An 18,456-nucleotide genomic window follows, 5' to 3' on the forward strand; every position below is an offset into this window, starting at 1 on the left:
TGCCCGGCTTGCAAGGTGTAGTCAGCGCGACAGAACGCCCTTGTTGAAGAAAGTCAGTGAAATGACCGCTCGTATCGCCTTTCAGGGAGAACCCGGAGCCTATTCGCATCAGGCCTGCCACCAGGCACGCCCGCATCTGGAGGCCCTGCCCTGCGCCACGTTCGAGGACGTGATCGAGGCCGTGCGCAGCGGCGCGGCGGTCGAAGCGATGCTGCCGGTGGAAAACTCCACCTATGGGCGGGTCGCCGATATCCACCGCCTGTTGCCCGATAGTGGCTTGCATATCGTCGACGAGGCCTTCGTGCGGGTACATATCAACCTGCTCGGGGTTCCCGGCAGTTCCATAGCCGATATCACCGATGCCTGGAGCCATCTGGTGCTGCTGCCGCAATGCGCGGGCTTCCTGCGCAAGCATCAGATCAAGGGGCGCGTCAGCCCCGACAATGCCCGCGCGGCCCGCGATATCGCGGAAAAGGGCAATCCGGCCCATGCGGCCTTGGCCTCGGAACTGGCGGGCGAGATCTATGGGCTCGACGTTCTGGCGCGGCATATCGAGGATCACGACCAGAACACCACGCGTTTCCTGATCATGTCGCAGCAGCCCGACATGACCCGCCGTGCCGATCACATGATGACGACCTTCGTCTTCCAGGTGCGCAACATTCCGGCAGCGCTTTACAAGGCCATGGGCGGGTTCGCCACCAACGGCGTGAACATGACCAAGCTGGAAAGCTACATGGTCGGCGGCAGCTTCACCGCGACGCAGTTTTATGCCGATATCGAAGGCCACCCGGATGACCACAATGTGCAACTTGCGATGGACGAGCTGAAATACTTCACCTCGCATCTGCACATTCTGGGCACCTACCCGGCGGACCGGCTGCGCGACTGACGCCTAGCCGCGCCCCTGCTGACGGCGGTATTCGTCTTCATACTGGTTGGCCAGCGCCACGATCCGCGAATCGATCTTGCCCTGGATCTGGCGCCGCGCCAGCTTGACCGTTTGCAGGATCAGCCGCGCCGCCAGCGTGGTCGCCTTCAGGTGAGCCGTCACCCGCACCTGCGTTTTCTCTGGCCCCAGGTCATCGAAATACAGATCCACGTCGACGGTCATGCCGCCGACGGTGGTTCTCATCTGCGCATGTTCCGGGCGATTCAACCGGGTGACCGTGGCCTCAACCCCGCGCGCCTTGCCGCGGATTACGGCGGAACCGCGCCACGAACACCCCTCGGCCACCTCGGTGAACCCGTTCACGCGGCGGATATCGGCCCCGTATTGGCGGGCCGATGCCTCGTAGCGGGTGAAATCCGCAAAGCGGCTGAACGCGAAATCGCGGGGGACATCAACGTCTTCTTTGGTCTCGAAAATCATACTGGTCCGTCCCCGTTACAATCGTCAGTCTGTCAATGTTTGCCCGTCAGTCCAGCCTGTCCGCAAGCCAGTTTTCCATAAGAAACTGCGCAATCGCCCCTTTTCGGGCCGGCAGCAGGGTCGGATGGCGGCCCGCAAGGGCCTCGGCCAGGTCTTCCCGGCTGATCCACATCGCGTCTTCCAGCTCTGCCGGATCAATGGTGATGTCCCGGCTCAACGCCTCACCCCAACATCCGAACATCAGCGACGAGGGATAGGGCCAGGGCTGGCTGGCAAGGTAGCCCACGCGCCCCACCTTCACCGCCGTTTCCTCCGCCACTTCACGGCGCACGGCGGCCTCCATCGTCTCGCCCGGCTCGATGAAGCCCGCCAGCAGGGAATACATGCCCTCGGGCCAGCCCGGCGAGCGGCCGAGCAGCAGGTCGTTGCCATGGGTGATCAGCATGATCACCACCGGATCGGTGCGCGGAAAGTGATGTGCGCCGCAATCGGGGCAGGTCCGTTGCCAGCCCGCCTGGGTCATCCGGCTTTCGATCCCGCAGCGCGCACAGAACCGGTGCGACCGGTGCCAACTGAGCATCGCCTTGGCCGTCGCCGCCAATTCCGCATCGCGCGGGGTCAGCAGGGTCATGGCAAGGCGCAGTTCCCGGAAGAGCTGACCGTCTGAGGCGGCGGGATGGGCCTGCAGGCTCTGATCCGCGAAGGAATTCAGCTGGTCCGTATCCAGATCCTCCGGCTGCCAACGAGAGATATCGGCGGCAAAGCGCAACGCCCCGTCGTCATTTCCCAAAAACAGCCGTTCGGCAGACGCATCGGCCAGCATCGGGTGCTGCCCCGGCAGCCAGACCAGCCGCTGGCCTCCCGCATGCTCCTCCATCAACGGTTTGCCGCGCCAGATGGGCAGAACGCTGCCGCGCCCGTTTTCCAGCGCCGCAGCAAGCCCGGCCTCATCCGCGCGCATCAGCGCCGACCGATCGAGGCCCGATCCCCCGAAGGTCACTGTCTCCGCAAGCTTCATATCCCTGCTTCCCGCTTGAATCCGTTAACCTTTTTTAAGGTTGCTATGGCAGGAATGTCGCAGATGCATGAAACAGGCGCAAACCGTAAATCCGTATCCGCGCGTCGCTGGTAATTTCCCGGCCAGTTGGTCTAATTGGTCCGAGGACAGGACGAGCAGAAAAGACATCTCATGCGGACTGAGGCAGACCGGCCAGCCATTCCGGCAGAGGGACGGCAGTTGCGGCTCGTGGTGCTGGCAACAACCGACCTGCACGCGAACCTGCGCCCTTATAACTACTATCTCGACGGCGAGGCGGACGACCCCTGCCTGGCCCGTATCGCAACGCTGGTCGACAGGCTGCGGGCGGCGGAACCGAACTGTCTGCTCTTCGACAATGGCGATACGCTTCAGGGCACCCCCCTGGGCGATGTGGCGCAGGAACGGGGCCTGACCGCCCCGCACCCGATGATCGCCGCGATGAACCACATGGGCTATGACGCCGCGACAGTGGGCAACCACGATTTCAACTACGGGCTGCCGTTTCTGGAGGCGTCCGTCAGAGGTGCGGATTTCCCTGTTGTGCTTGCGAATGTCGATCGGGCCGACGGCACATCCCTGATGCCCCGCTCTGTCATCCTGAACCCAGAATTGCACGCAACCGATGGCGGCACCGTAAACCTGCGCATTGGCGTAGTCGGTCTGACACCGCCGCAGGTCACGAAATGGGACAGCACGCTATTGACCGGGAAGGTCAGGACATCCCCGATAGTCGAGACCGCGAGGGCAGAGGCAAAGACCCTGCGAAAAGCTGGGGCCGATCTGGTCGTCGCGCTGTGCCATTCCGGGCAGGGGCCGGACCAGGACGCGCCCGATCTGGAAAACGCCCTGCTGCCCCTGGCCGCCTCGGGCGCGGTGGATGCCATCGTCGCGGGGCACACACATCGGGTCTGGCCCGATGGCGCGGACAAGGGGCTGATCCACGGCGTGCCCGTCGTGCAGCCGGGGTTTTTCGGGTCGCACCTGGGGCAGATCACGCTCGATCTGATCTACCGGGACGGCTGGCAGATCAACGATGCCTGCTCCTGCGTTCATCCGGTTTTGCCAAAGGAGGGGCCGGTTCCGGCCTCGCCTGCCATCCTGTCTCTGTCAGAAGATCGCCACGAACTAACGCTTGCCCACACAAGACGGCCAATCGGGGAAACCCGTGCACCGCTGGAAACCTATTTCGCGCTGGCCGGGGACAGCCCGACGCTCGCTTTCATGGCAGAGGCAACCCTGACCCATGCCAGCCGCGCGCTGGAAGGGCACAAGCTGGCCGGTCTTCCCCTTCTGTCCGCCGTGGCCCCGTTCAAGGGTGGAGGGCGAGGCGGGCCGGGATACTACACGGACATCCCCGAAGGCCCCCTGACCATCCGGAACGCAGCCGATCTCTACGCCTTTCCCAACACGTTGCAGGTGCTGCGCGTGACCGGCGCGGACCTGACCGACTGGCTGGAACGCAGCGCCAGCGCCTTTCTGCAGATCACCCCCGGCGCGCAGGGTCAGGCGCTGCTCGACCCCGGCTTTTCCAGCTACAATTTCGACGTGCTGGTCGGGTTGCGCTATACCATCGACGTCTCACAACCCGCGCGCTATTCGGCAGACGGGGAGCAGGTCTTCCCCGGCCCCGGTCGCATCCGTGACCTGCGCTACAATGATCGGAACTTGGCACGTGGGGATGAGTTCCTTGTCGTCACAAACAGCTATCGCGCGGCGGGGGGTGGGCACCATCCCGCAGCGGCGCGGGGCGAGACTGTGCTGCAAAGCCCGCTTGCGGTGCGCAAATTGCTGGCTGACCATATCGGCGACACCTCTCCGATCCATCCGCACGCAAAACCGACATGGCGTTTCGCGCCCCTGGGCGGGACGGACGTCACTTACGACACCGGACCCGGCGCGGTGGCGCATTCCGACCGCGCGGCGGCTTTGGGCCTGCGCCCGCTCGGGCCCGCCCCGAACGGGTTCTACCGCTTTGGAATGACGCTCTGACGCGCCTATAGCTGCGCGGCGCTGAACGTGTCGCAATCCGCCACCGCGCCAGACGCACGACCGTTCTGGAACCACCGCATCCGCTGCGCAGAGGTGCCGTGAGTGAACGTATGCGGGTTGGGCTGACGACCGGCGCGGGCCTGAAGGTAGTCATCCCCGATCCGTTCTGCGGCATTCAGCGCCTCCTCCAGATCGCCCGTCTCGAGCAGGTCCGAGACGTGATAGGCCCAGACCCCGGACAGGCAGTCGGCCTGAAGCTCTACCCGCACCTGCAGGGCATTCGCCTCGCGCTCGCTCATGCTGGCGCGCAGCTGGTGGACCTGCCCCAGAATGCCAAGCTCGTTCTGCACGTGATGGGCGACCTCATGGGCAATCACATAGGCGGCGGCAAAATCGCCCCCGGCCCCGAGCCGCTGAGACATGAAGCCGAAAAACGCGGTGTCGAGATAGGCACGCTGATCGGCCGGGCAGTAGAACGGCCCCGATGATCCCGAGGCCCCGCCGCAGCCGCTTTGCGTGACCTCGCTGAACAGCACCAGCTGCGGCGCACGGTAGCTGCGGCCAAGCTGGTCGGGGAAAACATCGGTCCAGACCGTTTCCGTCGTGGTCAGCACCCGCGCAACGAAATCGCCCGCCTGCTCCTCTGCCTCGGTCAATTCACGCACTTCGGACGATTGCTGCGACGGGGCCGCCTGATCCAGCAGGCCCGTCACATCCACGCCGGTGAAATAGCCGATGGCCAGCACCACCAACAGCCCCACGCCACCGATGCCGCCCGCGGTCCGGCCACCCCGGCCACGCCTGTCGATCACGTTGCGGCTGCGGGTCACTCCTCGAAGGCGCATGGGAAATCTCCTGTCTCAAATACCGTGCGGCAGTCTAGCGCCATGGTGCGCAATCGGGGAAGCCCTGCCCTTGCGAAACGATCTCAGATCGCCTACATCCCGAGTCGAGAGGTTGGCGCGGGCAAGCGCCTCGCCAACCTGGTCAGGACCGGAAGGTAGCAGCCACAACGAGCCCCGCTTGGGTCGATGTCCAGCCTCTCACCACCACACCAGCCGCCGGAGGATTCATGGATATTGTCACATCCCTCCGGGCCCGCGCTGCCTGATCCGTCAGACGATCTGACCTAGGCACCGTCCGCCCGGCCGTAAAGCGAACCGCCCCTTGGGGCTTGTCTTACGTGTGTTCCGGGAACCAGATCATTGAAACACCTGACTCTTGCCGACCTCGGATGGTCGGCCCATTTCGCCGCGCAGATCGCCGATGATCCTGCGCAACCCGCCCTTGCCTGTCGCCTGTCCTCGGTCGCGCGTGACCGGCTGACCGGCCTATCCCCTGCGGGGGAGCACCTTCTGGTGCCACCCTCTGACATGACCACCGGCGCGTTCGCTGTTGGCGATTGGGTCCTGACAGACCCGACCGGCCAGAAGGTGACCCGCCGCCTCGATCCGCTGACGGAACTGACCCGCCGTGCGGCAGGCACCGGGGCGGAAAGGCAGCTGATTGCCGCCAATGTCGATACGCTCGGCATCGTCACGTCCTGCAATGACGATTTCAACGAGGCGCGGCTGGAACGCTATCTCGCGCTTGCCGCCAGTGCCGGGTGCCTGCCGCTGGTGATCCTGACCAAGGCCGATCAGACGGACGACCCCCGCAGCTATGTCCGGCGGGCCGAACGCCTATCCCCGCTCGTCACGGCCGTGGCGCTGAATGCCACCGACGCAGAGGATGCGGCACTCTTGGCGCCATGGTGCAAAGGCGGGCAGACGCTGGCCCTTGTCGGGTCGTCCGGCGTTGGCAAATCGACCCTGTCCAATGCGCTGACCGATGATCTCGTCGCCACCGCAGGCATTCGGGAGGATGACGCCAAGGGCCGCCACACCACTACCGCGCGAGGCCTGCATCGGACTCTCGCAGGCGGATGGCTGATCGACACGCCCGGCATGCGCGCCTTGCGCCTGTCTGATGCGCGCGACGGCGTGGACGCGGTTTTTGCCGATCTGGATGATCTGGCACAGAGCTGCCGCTTCTCCGATTGCGCGCATGAGACCGAGCCGGGCTGCGCCATCAGGGCGGCCATCGAGGAGGGACAAGTGGATGCGGAGAGGTTGAATCGCTGGCGCAAGCTGCAAGCCGAGGACGCCCGCAATTCCCGAACGCTGGCTGAGGCTCGCGCACGGGATAAAAGCTTCGCCAAGCTCGTCAAGAGCGTGAAGCAGGAGAAAGACCGATACCGGCGCTGACCTGGGTCAGAGCATATCGGCAGAGGCCGCAAGATACATGACCACGAAGGCCAAGACCTGAGCCCCCGCCACAAGGGCCGGCACCAGCGCGATCCAGCGCAGGGGCCGGCCCCATTCTACCCGTGCCCTCAAAAACAGGCAGATCAGCGCGATGATCAGCCCGGCGAATTGCCAGCCGACGAACGCCAGCACCCGGTTCAGGCCGCGTGTGAACCCGTCGCCCGTTTCGGCTGTCAGCTGAAAGGCCAGGAACGATCCCGCCATGACCGCAAGCCAAAGCAGCAGCAGGAGTTTCAGGCCGGTATGTCGTCGCGTTCCCGTCATGGCGACAGCCTACCCCGCCAACCCGGTTTCCACCAGCGGCAGCAAGCGCGCGTCCTTTATGGCGGCTGTCCGGTGGCCGATCCCTGCCATGATCGCCTCATCCTGAGCGAAGGCAAAGAATCGCTCGACCGAATGCTGACGGACGAGCATGGCAAGCTCCCATTTCTCCTCTGGCGGTCCGATCAGGAAGGCCCCACCATCCCCTAAAAACAAAAGCTCCCCGCCGCTGTCCCGAAGCAATGGCAGGGTATGAGCTATGTAGAGGTCGAACGCATCCCGGCCCGAGATCGGTGTTTCCGGGGCAAGCTCAGGCGATGCTGAATAGTCCGCCACGTCCCGCAGACGCAGCAGGTTCAGCATGACGACCGGCCCCTCGATCCCGCGCCGGGCCAGCGCTGCGCCCGCTTCCATCGTCGGCATCATATAGGCCGTCATGCCGGGCCTCCCGCGAATGCCCAGACCCGCTGCGCCTCGGTTTCAACCGCGCAGGGCCGCGCAGCGCGCAGACGCAACAGCGCCTTCGACCCGGACTCGCCCGCCTCGACCATCAACCGCAGCAGCGCCATGCCGGACCGGCCACAGCCGCCGTAGCAATGGGCCAGCACCCGGCCGCCCCGCGCCAGAACCGGACCCAGATCCGGCCATATCGCCCCTACATCATCGGAGGGAATCCCGAAATCCTCCACTGGCAGGTGAACCCATCGAACACCGGCCTGCATCAGGTCCTGCCCCAGCCGGTCCGCCCCGTGCCGCGCCATTTCGGGCACGGTTGTCATGGTCAAGACGACGTCTGGCCGCCAGTCCAGCATGTCCGCCAGATCGGTGCCATAGTCCCGGAACCGTCCGGGCAGCGGGCAGATGCCAAGCACCCCGCCCGCCGCCGTCAGCTCTGATATTGAGAATCCTGCCATGGTTCAGAACGCTCCTTGATCCACGACCGCACCGGGATGAGCCTCGGCCCAATCCGCCAGGAATTCGGCGATCTCTTCCTCATTGGCAAACTCTATTGCGGCCTTGGGCAGGGCAACCCCGTGTTCCAGCGCCAGCCGCAGACAGGCGACATAGTCCCGCTCGGCCCGCGCAGGGCAATTATCCGCCCCATGCAGGATGGTCGATAGCAGCGTCCCACCGTAGCCGTTCACATGCGCAAGATCAGGTCTGAGCGACATCAGGTAATCCATCACCTCGGGCAGCCCTTCCCAACCCGCAATCTGTACGGGAGTCAGTCCTTCGTTGTCCGGCCGGTCATATTCCATCCCCATGGCAACCAACCGCTTCACATGGTCGAGCTTGCCGGGCAGGTGCAGGATCATACGGATGATATTGCGATAAGCCTCGGGCAACTTCGCCGGGTCAATATAGACGCCCGCGGGCACCTCCCCATCTGCCGCCATCGCCAGTAGCCGTTCCTCTTCGGTCAGGTCCGGCACATCCCCGCGCGCTTCGATGGCGCGCGCCAGATCGGAATTGCCGAAGACCCGCGCATAGCCATAGGCGGTGCAGCCCTCGAACACCCGGCCCGGATCGGCCCCGGCCTCAAGCAGCAGGTCGATCATCTCGGCATCGCACATCCGCCGCGCCGCCTGATGCAGGGCCGGCACCACCCAGGGCGCTTCGCCCCCCACATGGGTGCCATCGAAATCATCAGCCCGCGCACCATGATCGAGCAGCATCCGCACCGCCTGATGATCATTGAAGTCCATCGCCCTCAGCAGCGCATTGGTGCCTTTGGGGTCGGCCCCGGCCTCCAGCAGCATCCGCAGCCCGTCGTGATGTCCAAGCTCGGTCGCATGATAGAGCGACTCGCCATCATTGGGATCGGCCCCGTGATCGAGCAGCCACTGGCCAAGAACCATGTTCCCGGCATGACCGATCGCCCCATAGAGCACCGAGAGGCGATGGTCGCTGTCCGGGCTGACCGGGCGGCCGTCATTCACATCGGCGCCATGCGCCAGCAGCAGCTCTGCAATCGCGATCATATCGCCCTGCCGCTCGGGCTGTGCCTGAAAGCGCTTGGAAAAGGCCAGGAAACACAGGGGCGACTGATGCGCCACAACCCGCGTTGCGCTCTCCGGGTCTTCGGCCAGCATGCGTTCCACGGTTTCGCGGTTCAGCAGGGCCACCTGCAGCCCAAAGACACCTTCCGCCAGATCCGGCACATCGGCCAGCAGCCGGTCCACCCGAGCGTTCTGACCATGGGCCAGCGCCATCTTCAGCTTCTGCAGCTTCGCCGCCCGGTCAAGCCCCTGAAGCTCCTGCGCCTCTTTCAGGGCGGGCCAGCTGGCAAAGCCGGATTCAAGGGCAATCACGTGCAGATAGTCGGCATGTTTGAGCGCCTCATCTCCGGTGCGGGGCGGATGGACTTTCAGCCGCTGCAGGGAAAGCGGATCACCGGCCTCATGGGCCTTGCGCAACGCCTTGGCGTCACGGCGCAACTGGTCGAGGGATTTCATCGTCGGTTTCCTCACGATAGCGCCCGCCGGTCCGCTGATCCGGGCATGAGAAAATCCGATAGGCTCGGTCTTCCGATCGTTCAGGGGCGCCGATGACGGCTTTCCGCGGACCTGGATGCCGCCCCTTGCGGCAGATCAACCCTAGCTCATAGCATCCGCCGCGCCAAGCCCATCATGGTTACCAAATCACAACGCCCCACACGTTAACCTTAGGCGATTGTATACTTGACAAACCCATAGCGGATTCCCATATCAACATCAAGAAGTTGAGGGAAACGCCATGTCCGTTCTGTCCAAGCCTTACATGCACGACGAAGCCGCAGCCTTTGCGCACGTTGAAAGCATCATCTGGCCCGATGGCCCAGTCTGCCCTCACTGCGGTGTTGTAGACCGCGCCTATCGCCTTGAGGGCGTCCGCACCAAGCCCTCCAAGAAGAACCCGGAAGGCAAAGAGCGTCACGGCCTCTGGAAGTGCCGCGAGTGCCGTAAGCAGTTCACCGTCCGCAAGGGCACCATCTTCGAAGAAAGCCATATCCCGCTGTTCAAGTGGCTCCAGGCGATCCACCTGATGGTGTCCAGCAAGAAGGGCATCAGCAGCCACCAGCTTCACCGCGTTCTGGAAATCACCCATAAATCCGCGTGGTTCATGTCTCACCGTATCCGCGAAGCGATGCGCACCGATGGCGACTTTGATTTCGGCGCTGGCGGCGGCATGGTCGAAGTTGACGAGACGTTCATCGGCAACGATCCCGAGCGCCGCAAGAAGAAGAACCAGCGCCACTATCACCACAAGATGAAGCTGGTCACGCTGGTGGACCGCAACACCGGTCAGGCCCGCAACTTCGTCGTGGACAACATCAACCAGAAGACCCTGCGCCCGATCCTTGAAGAAAACCTTGCCCGTGAAGCCCGTATCATGACCGACGAGGCCGGTTGGTATAAGGCCCTCGGCAAGGAGTTCGCAGATCACCAGACGGTGCAGCACCGCGCTAACGAATATGTCCGCAAGGGTGACGCCACGATCCACACCAACACGATTGAGGGCTATTTCAGCATCTTCAAGCGCGGCATGAAGGGCGTCTACCAGCACTGCGCCAAGAAGCACCTGCACCGCTACGCGGCTGAGTTTGAGTTTCGCTACAACAACCGTTCGGCCAACGGCGTCGAGGATGCTGAGCGCAGTGTGATCGCGCTGTCAGGGGCAGCAGGGAAACGTCTGACCTATCACCGGGCTAACGAGGCTTGACTAAGAAGATAAAGACTAGATGTCGCGCCTTCTGAGAATTTTCGTGACAGATTCCGCAATATATGCGAGGATTCAGTGCGTGGGATACGCCGGGAATAACCCATGTTGGAGCGCGATAGGCGGCTCTGGCGGCTTGGAGTACGGTTGTCCATATGGATGACAGCCTATTAGACTCCAAGCAACTTGGGTCCGGGGCCCACGCGCCCCTAGAACATATACCCGTAGTGCGAGAATATCGCCTTCTGATCGTTGGTGAGTGCAGCCTTCCAAGGTGGCGATGGTTGCAAAACTAGGCCATAGTCAGCGACCACTCCAGATTCACGCGCCATGCGTGGCTCAAGGGCCTTGGCAGGCTCAATGGCCCATTTGGGGCCTAGGGCGTCTGCGGCTTGATAAAACGAACTGGCGACGACATCAGCCAATTGTAGACCAGCAAGGCTATAGTGTGGAACGTACTCTACCAAGCCAAAGCGAAGCACCTGATGGGCGATTTCCCTTTTGTTGAGGTATGTCGTTTTGCCTATCGCCTGAGCCTTCAATAGTTCCCAGTATGCTTTCGTTTGGCCGTAAGAGTGCCCCCCTCGTAAGCTGAATATGACACGAACATTTCGCGGCCCCCCAAAGCGCTTAGAGCTATCGCGCAAGCAGAAATCTGTAACTCGTTCCATAAGTAAGCGAACACAGTAGTTGTAGTACCATTGCTTCCCGCCACGCCGCGCCGCGCGCGAGTTGTCGTGCCCCCTCATGTTTTTCTTGTTCGAAGCAACCGCAAATAGCCTACATGGGTGCTCTGCGAGGAGTTCGCAGGCTCGCTTCCTCTTTGTCGGAGATAGATCGCGATAATGAAGTGCCGGACCCTGAGTGGCGTTTATGTCGGTCCGGATACCTTTGACCCAATCCACTGCTTCAGTCTCAAATTGAGATCGAATAAGCAGGCCGCCAATGCAAAGCCATTCACTTCCCCCGTTTGGGTCTATAGGCTTAACTCGCCTAAGGCCATCGTCTCCGGCCTCGTCAATGTAAAGCACGTACTCATAAGGCTCTGAACAACTGGACATATGACATGGGAACACCCGACACAGAAAAGAGTCAACTCGACAAGTTCAAGGAAGCTGCCCGCCAGCTAGAGACGAACGACGACGAAGAACGGTTTGACGAGAAGTTGAAGCGGCTGGCGAAGCAGAAGCCGGACGAGAAGCAAGACGACTGAGGGCGTCTGGTTCGTTCCGTTTGGGCACGATACATACCCGCTCAAGACGTGGGTTTGTCAAATATACAATTGCCTAACCTTAACGCGGCGCCCTGCCCCCTTCTTCTTGGTCCAAATACTCCCGCCGGAGGCGTCCAGCCCTCTCAGCCCGCGCAAGGCTCAACTCCCCTGTTCACCCCCCGGACAAAACGCTCTAACCTGACCCGAACGCATCCCGACGCGAGGCACCATGTCCGAGACCAACGACACAGGCTATCAGGTTCTGGCCCGCAAATACCGGCCCGCCAGCTTTGCCGATCTGATCGGGCAAGAGGCCATGGTGCGCACGCTCAAGAACGCCTTCGCGGCGGACCGGATCGCGCAGGCCTTCATCCTGACGGGCATCCGCGGCACCGGGAAAACCACTACGGCGCGGATCGTGGCCAAGGGTTTGAACTGTACCGGCCCGGATGGCACCGGCACACCGACAACCGAACCCTGTGGCATCTGCGACCATTGCAAGGCCATTGCCGAAGGCCGCCATGTGGACGTGATCGAGATGGACGCCGCCAGCCATACGGGCGTGAATGATATCCGAGAGATCATCGAAAGCGTGCACTACCGGGCCGCCTCGGCGCGCTACAAGGTCTATATCATCGACGAGGTTCACATGCTCTCGAACAGCGCCTTCAACGCGCTCTTGAAGACGCTGGAAGAACCGCCAGCCCATGTGAAGTTCATCTTCGCCACCACCGAGATCCGCAAGGTGCCGGTCACGGTCCTGTCCCGCTGCCAGCGCTTCGACCTGCGCCGGATCGAGCCCGAGGTGATGATCGCCCATCTGCAGGGCGTGGCGCAGAAGGAAGGGGCCGAGATCAACGAGGATGCGCTGGCGCTGATCACCCGCGCCGCCGAAGGCTCGGTCCGCGATGCGATGAGCCTGATGGACCAGGCGATTTCCCATGGCGCGGGCGAAACCACCGCCGACCAGGTCCGCGCGATGTTGGGGCTGGCCGACCGGGGGCGCGTGATGGACCTGTTCGAGAAGGTCATGTCGGGCGACGCGGCGGGCGCGCTCGATGAACTGGGCGCGCAATATGCCGACGGGGCCGACCCGATGGCGGTTCTGCGCGACCTGGCGGAGCTGACCCATTGGCTCTCGGTCATCAACATCACGCCCGAGGCGGCGAACGACCCCACGATCGGCCCCGATGAACGTACCCGTGGACAGGCATTGGCGCAGAAGCTGTCGATGCGGGTTCTCGCCCGGACATGGCAGATGTTGCTGAAGGCGCTGGAGGAAGTGGCGCTCGCCCCCAATGCGATGATGGCCGCCGAGATGGCGATCATCCGCCTGACCCATGTGGCCGACCTGCCCCCGCCGGAGGATCTGGTTCGCAAGCTCAAGGACATGACCCCGCCCCCCGCTGGTGGCGGCGGTGGTGGTCACGCGCCTGCCCCGCAAGGCGGCAGCGGCCCCGCCCCGCGTGCCTCCGCCCCGCGTGGCCCATCGGGTGGGGCAGCAACAGCACTGGCAGAGGCCCCCGAAACGGCGCTCGCACATTACCACAATTTCGATACGGTCGTGGCGCTGATCGAGTCGAACCGTGACATCAAGCTGCTGATCGAGGTGAAGACCTGCGTTCGCATCGTCTCCTACACGCCCGGTCGGATCACCTTCCAACCCACGGACCGCGCGCCCAGGGATCTCGCCCCCCGGCTGGCACAGAGCCTGAAGAACTGGACCGGCGTGCGCTGGACCGTGACGTTGGCCAATGAGGGCGGCGGTGAGACCATCGAAGAGGTGGAGAATGCCAAGGTGCGGGAACTGGAAGACGCCGCACGGCAACATCCGATGATGCAGGCGGTTCTGGCGGCCTTCCCGCAGGCAAAAATCACCGAAATCCGCAGCCGGGCGGAACTGGATGCACAGGCCGAACTGCAGGCCTTGCCAGAGGTCGAGGACGAATGGGACCCGTTCGAGGAGGACTGAAAACCGCGCCCCGGCAAGACATCCGGGGCGGGGCCGTTTCCTGACCGGGGCTACATGCCCGGCCACGCATCCGGCGCAATCGCGCCAAGCACCTCGATTGCCCCGTCACGGACCTGCAACACATAAGCCACCCCCTGCGGTTCGGGATAGATATCTGTCAGCGCTTCGAACGGGTCATCATGGCCGACAATGACCCGATTGCTGCCGCCTTGCATCTCGGCCAATACCAACGGGGCCACCCGGTCCCGCATCGCCGCGATCTGTACATCGGTGTAGTCCTCCGCCGGTTCAAAGTTCAGCGCTGCTGTTTCCTCATGATATCCAAAGGCCAGATCCGCGGTTTGCCATGCCCGGCAATACTGGCTCGACAAGACCTCGGCCACCGGAATACCGGCCGCGTCTATCGCTGCGCCGATGGCCCGGGCCTGCGCCCATCCGGTGCGGCTCAGCACCCTCTGCGAGGCGCAGTTTTCAGGGTCGGCGGTCACCTGATCGGCATAATCGCTCTCTGTCTGCGCATGGCGGATATAGAGCACATATCCCCCTTCCGTCAGACGTTCGACAAGCGTTTCGGGCGGCAGGGGATCGGCATGAGCGGGCAGCGACTGGGCCAGCATCATCAGGGCAGTCAAAAGGACTGGTTTACGTGGGCACATGGAATATCTCCGTGTCTGTGGGTTCATCCGACTGGGTGCCTCACACGGTGCCTGCAAGGGGTGTTGCAATTCCGACTGTTTTTGTCAAGTCAATCCAAACTTGCCTGAGCGAACCGCGCGGCTTATGTCGCAGGGCAACGGAAGCCAAACAGGAGGCGACGACATGCTCAAAGGACTGGGCCAGCTTGGCGACATGGCCAAGATCATGAAACAGGCGCAGGAAATGCAGGGCAAGATGGCCGAGATGCAGGAGCAGCTGGCCACCATGACCGTCGAAGGCGAATCCGGCGCGGGTCTGGTGCGCGCCACCGCGACCGCCAAGGGCGAACTGACCGCGCTGAATATCGACCCCACCATTTTCGACCCAAACGAAAAGGAAGTCGTCGAGGACCTGATCCTCGCCGCGATCAAGGACGCGCAGGCCAAGGCGGCAGACCGCAGCCAGCAGGAAATGGCGCGTCTGACCGAGGGGCTGAACCTGCCCGAAGGCATGAAGCTGCCCTTCTGAGGGTGGCACCCCGCGCATGGCTGGCGGCACCGAAGACATAGAGGCCCTGATCGACATCATGGCCAAGCTGCCGGGGCTCGGCCCCCGGTCGGCCCGCCGCGCCGTGCTGCACCTGATCAAGAAACGCGCCCTTCTGATGCAGCCGCTGGCCGATGCGATGACACAGGTCGCCGCCACCGCCCGCGAATGCCTGACCTGTGGCAATATCGGCACCTCCGACACTTGCTCGATCTGCTCCGACAGCGAGCGTGCAAATGGGCAGATTTGCGTGGTCGAGGATGTGGCGGATCTTTGGGCCATGGAACGCGGCCATGCGTTCAAGGGCCGCTATCACGTGCTTGGCGGCACCCTGTCGGCGCTGGATGACGTGGGCCCCGAAGAGTTGCGCATCCCCAAACTGCTCGACCGGATCCGGTCAGATGGCATCAGCGAGATCATCCTCGCACTCAACGCAACAGTGGATGGTCAGACCACGGCCCACTATATCGCCGGAGAACTGGAGGGCAGCGGTGTTACCGTCTCCTCTCTGGCGCAGGGCGTGCCCGTGGGCGGAGAACTGGACTATCTCGACGACGGAACAATCTCGGCCGCGCTGCGCGCCCGCAAGGCGTTTTGAACCTCGCCAATGGCAGGGCCTGTTGCAGGACGCCAGAAACAAGAAAAGGCTCAGCGATCGGTCGCTGAGCCTTTTCAATGGCGCGCTGGGGAGGATTCGAACCCCCGACCCCTTGATTCGTAGTCAAGTACTCTATCCAACTGAGCTACCAGCGCGTGAGGGCGGTGTTTAGACCTGTCCTCGGACCGGCGCAAGGGTGAAATCAGACTTTTTGACCGGCAGGCAGATGGATTTCGAAGACGGTTCCCTGCGGACCGGTCTGTTTCAAATCCAGCCGTCCACCATGGCCCCGGATCAGCTCGGCCGCGATGGCCAGACCCAACCCGCTGCCGCCCTTGCGCGCGCCCCCCTGGAACGGCTGGAACAGATGATCGAGCGCCCGCTTTGGCAGGCCCGGTCCGGTATCTGTGATCCGGATCACCCAGCCTTCCGCGTCCTCGCACCCCTCCAGCGAGATCCGGCCCGGCTTGCCACTGGCCGCAATGGCCTGTCGCGCGTTGCGCAAGAGATTGCCAAGCACACGATACAGCTGTTCGGAATCGGCACGCACGATCATCCCATGTGCGCAGGTGGCTTCAATCTGAACCGCGTCGCCGGAAACGGCCAGTTGTTCCTGCTCGACAACATCGTCCAGCAGCGGGCCAAGCTCGAATCGGGACAAGGCCGGTGGCGGCTCTTCTGCACGGCCGAAGGCCAGGGTGCCTTCGCACAGGTTCACCGCACGCGCCAGCGACGACAGCAGCTTGGGCGCGGTGCGCTGAACGGTCGGGTCGTCAGACCCCTCCAGCCGGTCCGCCATCAGCGTGGCCACCGTCAGGATATTGCGCAGATCGTGGCTGATCTTGGCCACGGCCTCGCCCAGTTGTGCAAGACGTTCGCGTTGCTTCAGGGATGCGGTCAACTGGGTTTGCAGCGTTTGCAGCGTTTCCTCGGCGGTATGCAGTTCGGTCACCCCGGCTGACGGCTGGATGATACGGGTCGCGTCTTCCGGCCGTTCCGAATAGGCGCGCATGGAATCGATCACCCGCTGAATGGGCATCACGATGGCACGGCGGGCGGCAAAGAACAGCAAGGCCGCCGTGATGACCGAGATCACCGCCGACAGCAGAAGGATGCGCAGGCCATACTCAATCATCGCGTCGCGCATGGGCTGGGTGTAGAGCGTCACGTCAATCAACATGCCCGCATCCTGCACCGGGTTGCCATAGACCCGGATCACCTGGTTCTCGGGTTCGGCCAGCCGCAGCATGGCATCGCGGATCAAGGTCCAGGCAGACACGTCGCGCAGGTCATATTGCCCGGAGATCGGGGGTATTCGGTCGACGGACAGGATCAGCTGGCTGACCGCATCGCGGCGCAGCACCACGTTCAGCACGCCCGCATTGTCCAGCAGCTCCTGTTCCAGCGCCTCGTCGATCATCATCGCATCATCGGCCAGGAGCGCCAGCGAGGCGATCTGAGCCCGCTCGATCCGTGCGAGCAGATAATCCTCCCGGAACCGCGCGATGGAGGGCACGAAGATCATGATCTCTGCCAGCATCACGAAGATGACGGTCAGGGTCAGCAATCGGCCTGAGAGCGAGTTGAGCACGCGGTTTGTTTACCTTCCCTCGTCGTCGGGCTCAGAACCGCTGCACAAGGCGCACGATCCGCTTGACCCACGGGCTATCGAACAGTTTGGGGCTAAAATAGGCGCCCGCGGCCCGTTTGTTAATCTCCCCCAATGTCGGATAGGGGGCAACCATCGCGGCAATAGCGCCCATTTTCAGCTTGTTGGCAATGGCGAGCGCCCATGTCTGGATCAACTCACCGGCCTGCGCGCCGACGATAGAGGCCCCGACAGGCCGCCCCTTGACCACCATCACCTTGATTAGTCCGGTGGTCTGGCCGGTGGCAATCGCGCGGTCATTGCCGGAATAGGGGAAGCGCACCACGGTCAGCTTGTCGCCATGAGCCTCGCGGGCCTCGGCCTCGGTCAGCCCGACCTGAGCGATTTCAGGGTCCGTATAGGTGGCCCATGGAATGTGATCGGTTCGCGCCTTTGACGGCAGGCCCATCAGCATTTGCCGGATGATCACCCCCGCATGATAGCCCGCCACATGGGTGAATTGCAGGCCACCGGCGGCGTCGCCGATGGCATAGACCTTGCGGTTGGTGGGCGAGCGGAGGGAGGCATCGACCTTCACGCCGCCGCCTGCGCGTTCCACCCCGGCCTTGTGCAGATCGAGCTTGTCTATATTCACGGTCCGCCCGACGGCCACCAGCAGGTGACTGCCGTTGTGAACGGTCCCGTCTTCGGTGGTGACGGTTATGTCACCGTCGCCACCGGACACGCTGGACACCATCGCGCCCTCGATGATCCGAATGCCTTCCGCGCGCAGGTTCTCCAGTGCGATGGCGGCAATCTCCGGGTCGTCCTTGCCGAGCGCTTTGGCCCCCTCCAGTACCGTCACCGCGCACCCGAGCCGCCGATGCGCCTGCGCCATTTCCATACCGATGGGACCACCGCCAATGACGACCAGATGCTCGGGCCGCTCGCGCAGATCGAAGATGGTTTCATTGGTCAGGTAGGGAACATCCGAAAGCCCCGGAATCGGTGGCACAAGGGGGCGCGAGCCCGTGGCAATGACAAAACGGCGCGCGGTGATCTCAGTCTCACCTGCCTGAACGGTGTCATGTCCGGTGAAGCGCCCGAATTCGCGGATGACCTTGACGCCAAGCCCTTCGAATCGTTCCTCGCTGTCATGGGGTTCGATGGCCGCGATCGTGGCGGCAACATGGTCCTTGGCTGCGGCGTAATCTGACACGACAGCCCCCCCCATCAC

Annotated in this window: 19 protein-coding genes, 1 tRNA gene and 1 other RNA gene; 9 read left to right on the forward strand and 12 right to left on the reverse strand. The window is 63.2% G+C overall.

Annotation, left to right across the window (positions count from 1 at the left end):
• Positions 1–61 precede the first annotated feature (61 nt).
• Positions 62–892 (forward strand): prephenate dehydratase, encoded by an 831-nt coding sequence (locus RBB16_RS16230; RefSeq protein WP_306047151.1) that lies wholly within the window; start codon positions 62–64, stop codon positions 890–892.
• 3 nt (positions 893–895) lie between these two features.
• On the opposite strand, the gene RBB16_RS16235 is transcribed toward RBB16_RS16230, so the two are convergent.
• Both RBB16_RS16235 and nudC read right to left on the reverse strand, forming a co-directional pair.
• Complete coding sequence (locus RBB16_RS16235) at positions 896–1,372, reverse strand: SRPBCC family protein (protein ID WP_306047152.1); 477 nt, start codon at positions 1,370–1,372, stop codon at positions 896–898.
• A 46-nt stretch (positions 1,373–1,418) separates the two neighbouring features.
• A complete protein-coding gene (gene nudC, locus RBB16_RS16240; protein WP_306047153.1) occupies positions 1,419–2,390 on the reverse strand; it encodes an NAD(+) diphosphatase in 972 nt (323 codons plus the stop codon).
• 171 nt (positions 2,391–2,561) lie between these two features.
• On the opposite strand from nudC, the gene RBB16_RS16245 reads away from it, so the two are divergent.
• The gene (locus RBB16_RS16245) at positions 2,562–4,400 is read left to right on the forward strand and encodes a bifunctional 2',3'-cyclic-nucleotide 2'-phosphodiesterase/3'-nucleotidase (RefSeq protein ID WP_306047154.1); all 1,839 of its coding nucleotides are present in this window, start codon (positions 2,562–2,564) and stop codon (positions 4,398–4,400) included.
• A 5-nt stretch (positions 4,401–4,405) separates the two neighbouring features.
• Here RBB16_RS16245 and RBB16_RS16250 read toward each other — a convergent pair whose 3' ends face one another.
• Entirely contained in the window at positions 4,406–5,245 is an 840-nt protein-coding gene (locus tag RBB16_RS16250) for a neutral zinc metallopeptidase (protein WP_306047155.1), read from the reverse strand.
• Between the two features lie 105 nt (positions 5,246–5,350).
• On the opposite strand from RBB16_RS16250, the gene ffs reads away from it, so the two are divergent.
• Positions 5,351–5,449, forward strand: an RNA gene (gene ffs, locus RBB16_RS16255) — signal recognition particle sRNA small type.
• A gap of 156 nt (positions 5,450–5,605) precedes the next feature.
• The gene (rsgA, locus tag RBB16_RS16260; protein WP_306047156.1) at positions 5,606–6,646 is read left to right on the forward strand and encodes a ribosome small subunit-dependent GTPase A; all 1,041 of its coding nucleotides are present in this window, start codon (positions 5,606–5,608) and stop codon (positions 6,644–6,646) included.
• Positions 6,647–6,652: 6 nt separating this feature from the next.
• Here the strand turns inward: rsgA and RBB16_RS16265 are convergent, their stop codons facing one another.
• Genes RBB16_RS16265 through RBB16_RS16280 form a run of 4 tightly spaced genes read right to left on the reverse strand, consistent with a single transcriptional unit; the run spans position 6,653 to position 9,423 of the window.
• The gene (locus RBB16_RS16265) at positions 6,653–6,970 is read right to left on the reverse strand and encodes a hypothetical protein (protein ID WP_306047157.1); all 318 of its coding nucleotides are present in this window, start codon (positions 6,968–6,970) and stop codon (positions 6,653–6,655) included.
• 9 nt (positions 6,971–6,979) lie between these two features.
• Complete coding sequence (locus tag RBB16_RS16270) at positions 6,980–7,405, reverse strand: hypothetical protein (protein ID WP_306047158.1); 426 nt, start codon at positions 7,403–7,405, stop codon at positions 6,980–6,982.
• Complete coding sequence (locus RBB16_RS16275; protein ID WP_306047159.1) at positions 7,402–7,881, reverse strand: protein phosphatase; 480 nt, start codon at positions 7,879–7,881, stop codon at positions 7,402–7,404. Before RBB16_RS16275 ends, RBB16_RS16270 begins: the two co-directional genes overlap by 4 nt.
• A gap of 3 nt (positions 7,882–7,884) precedes the next feature.
• A complete protein-coding gene (locus RBB16_RS16280) occupies positions 7,885–9,423 on the reverse strand; it encodes an ankyrin repeat domain-containing protein (protein WP_306047160.1) in 1,539 nt (512 codons plus the stop codon).
• Positions 9,424–9,703: 280 nt separating this feature from the next.
• Here RBB16_RS16280 and RBB16_RS16285 point away from each other — a divergent pair, with 280 nt between their 5' ends.
• The gene (locus tag RBB16_RS16285; protein WP_306047161.1) at positions 9,704–10,669 is read left to right on the forward strand and encodes an IS1595 family transposase; all 966 of its coding nucleotides are present in this window, start codon (positions 9,704–9,706) and stop codon (positions 10,667–10,669) included.
• Between the two features lie 206 nt (positions 10,670–10,875).
• Here the strand turns inward: RBB16_RS16285 and RBB16_RS20710 are convergent, their stop codons facing one another.
• A complete protein-coding gene (locus RBB16_RS20710; RefSeq protein WP_371931260.1) occupies positions 10,876–11,727 on the reverse strand; it encodes a DUF3800 domain-containing protein in 852 nt (283 codons plus the stop codon).
• A gap of 5 nt (positions 11,728–11,732) precedes the next feature.
• Here RBB16_RS20710 and RBB16_RS16290 point away from each other — a divergent pair, with 5 nt between their 5' ends.
• Positions 11,733–11,879, forward strand: a complete 147-nt coding sequence (locus RBB16_RS16290) for a hypothetical protein (RefSeq protein ID WP_306047162.1) — start codon at positions 11,733–11,735, stop codon at positions 11,877–11,879.
• Between the two features lie 229 nt (positions 11,880–12,108).
• Positions 12,109–13,851 carry a DNA polymerase III subunit gamma/tau gene (locus RBB16_RS16295; protein WP_306047163.1) on the forward strand — a complete coding sequence of 581 codons (1,743 nt, stop codon included), beginning with the start codon at positions 12,109–12,111 and terminating at the stop codon, positions 13,849–13,851.
• Positions 13,852–13,901: 50 nt separating this feature from the next.
• On the opposite strand, the gene RBB16_RS16300 is transcribed toward RBB16_RS16295, so the two are convergent.
• A complete protein-coding gene (locus RBB16_RS16300) occupies positions 13,902–14,507 on the reverse strand; it encodes a histidine phosphatase family protein (RefSeq protein ID WP_306047164.1) in 606 nt (201 codons plus the stop codon).
• Between the two features lie 163 nt (positions 14,508–14,670).
• Between RBB16_RS16300 and RBB16_RS16305 the strand changes: the two genes are divergently transcribed.
• Together RBB16_RS16305 and recR are read left to right on the forward strand one after the other, a co-directional pair.
• Positions 14,671–15,015: a YbaB/EbfC family nucleoid-associated protein gene (locus RBB16_RS16305; protein WP_306047165.1), complete on the forward strand. Its 345-nt coding sequence runs from the start codon at positions 14,671–14,673 to the stop codon at positions 15,013–15,015.
• A 16-nt stretch (positions 15,016–15,031) separates the two neighbouring features.
• Entirely contained in the window at positions 15,032–15,631 is a 600-nt protein-coding gene (gene recR, locus RBB16_RS16310; protein WP_306047166.1) for a recombination mediator RecR, read from the forward strand.
• Between the two features lie 78 nt (positions 15,632–15,709).
• On the opposite strand, the gene RBB16_RS16315 is transcribed toward recR, so the two are convergent.
• From RBB16_RS16315 to RBB16_RS16325, 3 genes are all read right to left on the reverse strand, one after another.
• Positions 15,710–15,786, reverse strand: a tRNA-Arg gene (locus tag RBB16_RS16315).
• A 47-nt stretch (positions 15,787–15,833) separates the two neighbouring features.
• Positions 15,834–17,222, reverse strand: a complete 1,389-nt coding sequence (locus RBB16_RS16320; RefSeq protein WP_306047167.1) for a HAMP domain-containing sensor histidine kinase — start codon at positions 17,220–17,222, stop codon at positions 15,834–15,836.
• A gap of 31 nt (positions 17,223–17,253) precedes the next feature.
• Positions 17,254–18,456 (reverse strand): NAD(P)/FAD-dependent oxidoreductase (locus tag RBB16_RS16325; protein WP_306047168.1); only part of this gene is annotated, 1,203 nt, incomplete at its 5' end.

It is taken from the genome of Nioella sp. MMSF_3534 (assembly GCF_030732985.1).
Taxonomy (GTDB): Bacteria; Pseudomonadota; Alphaproteobacteria; order Rhodobacterales; family Rhodobacteraceae; genus Nioella.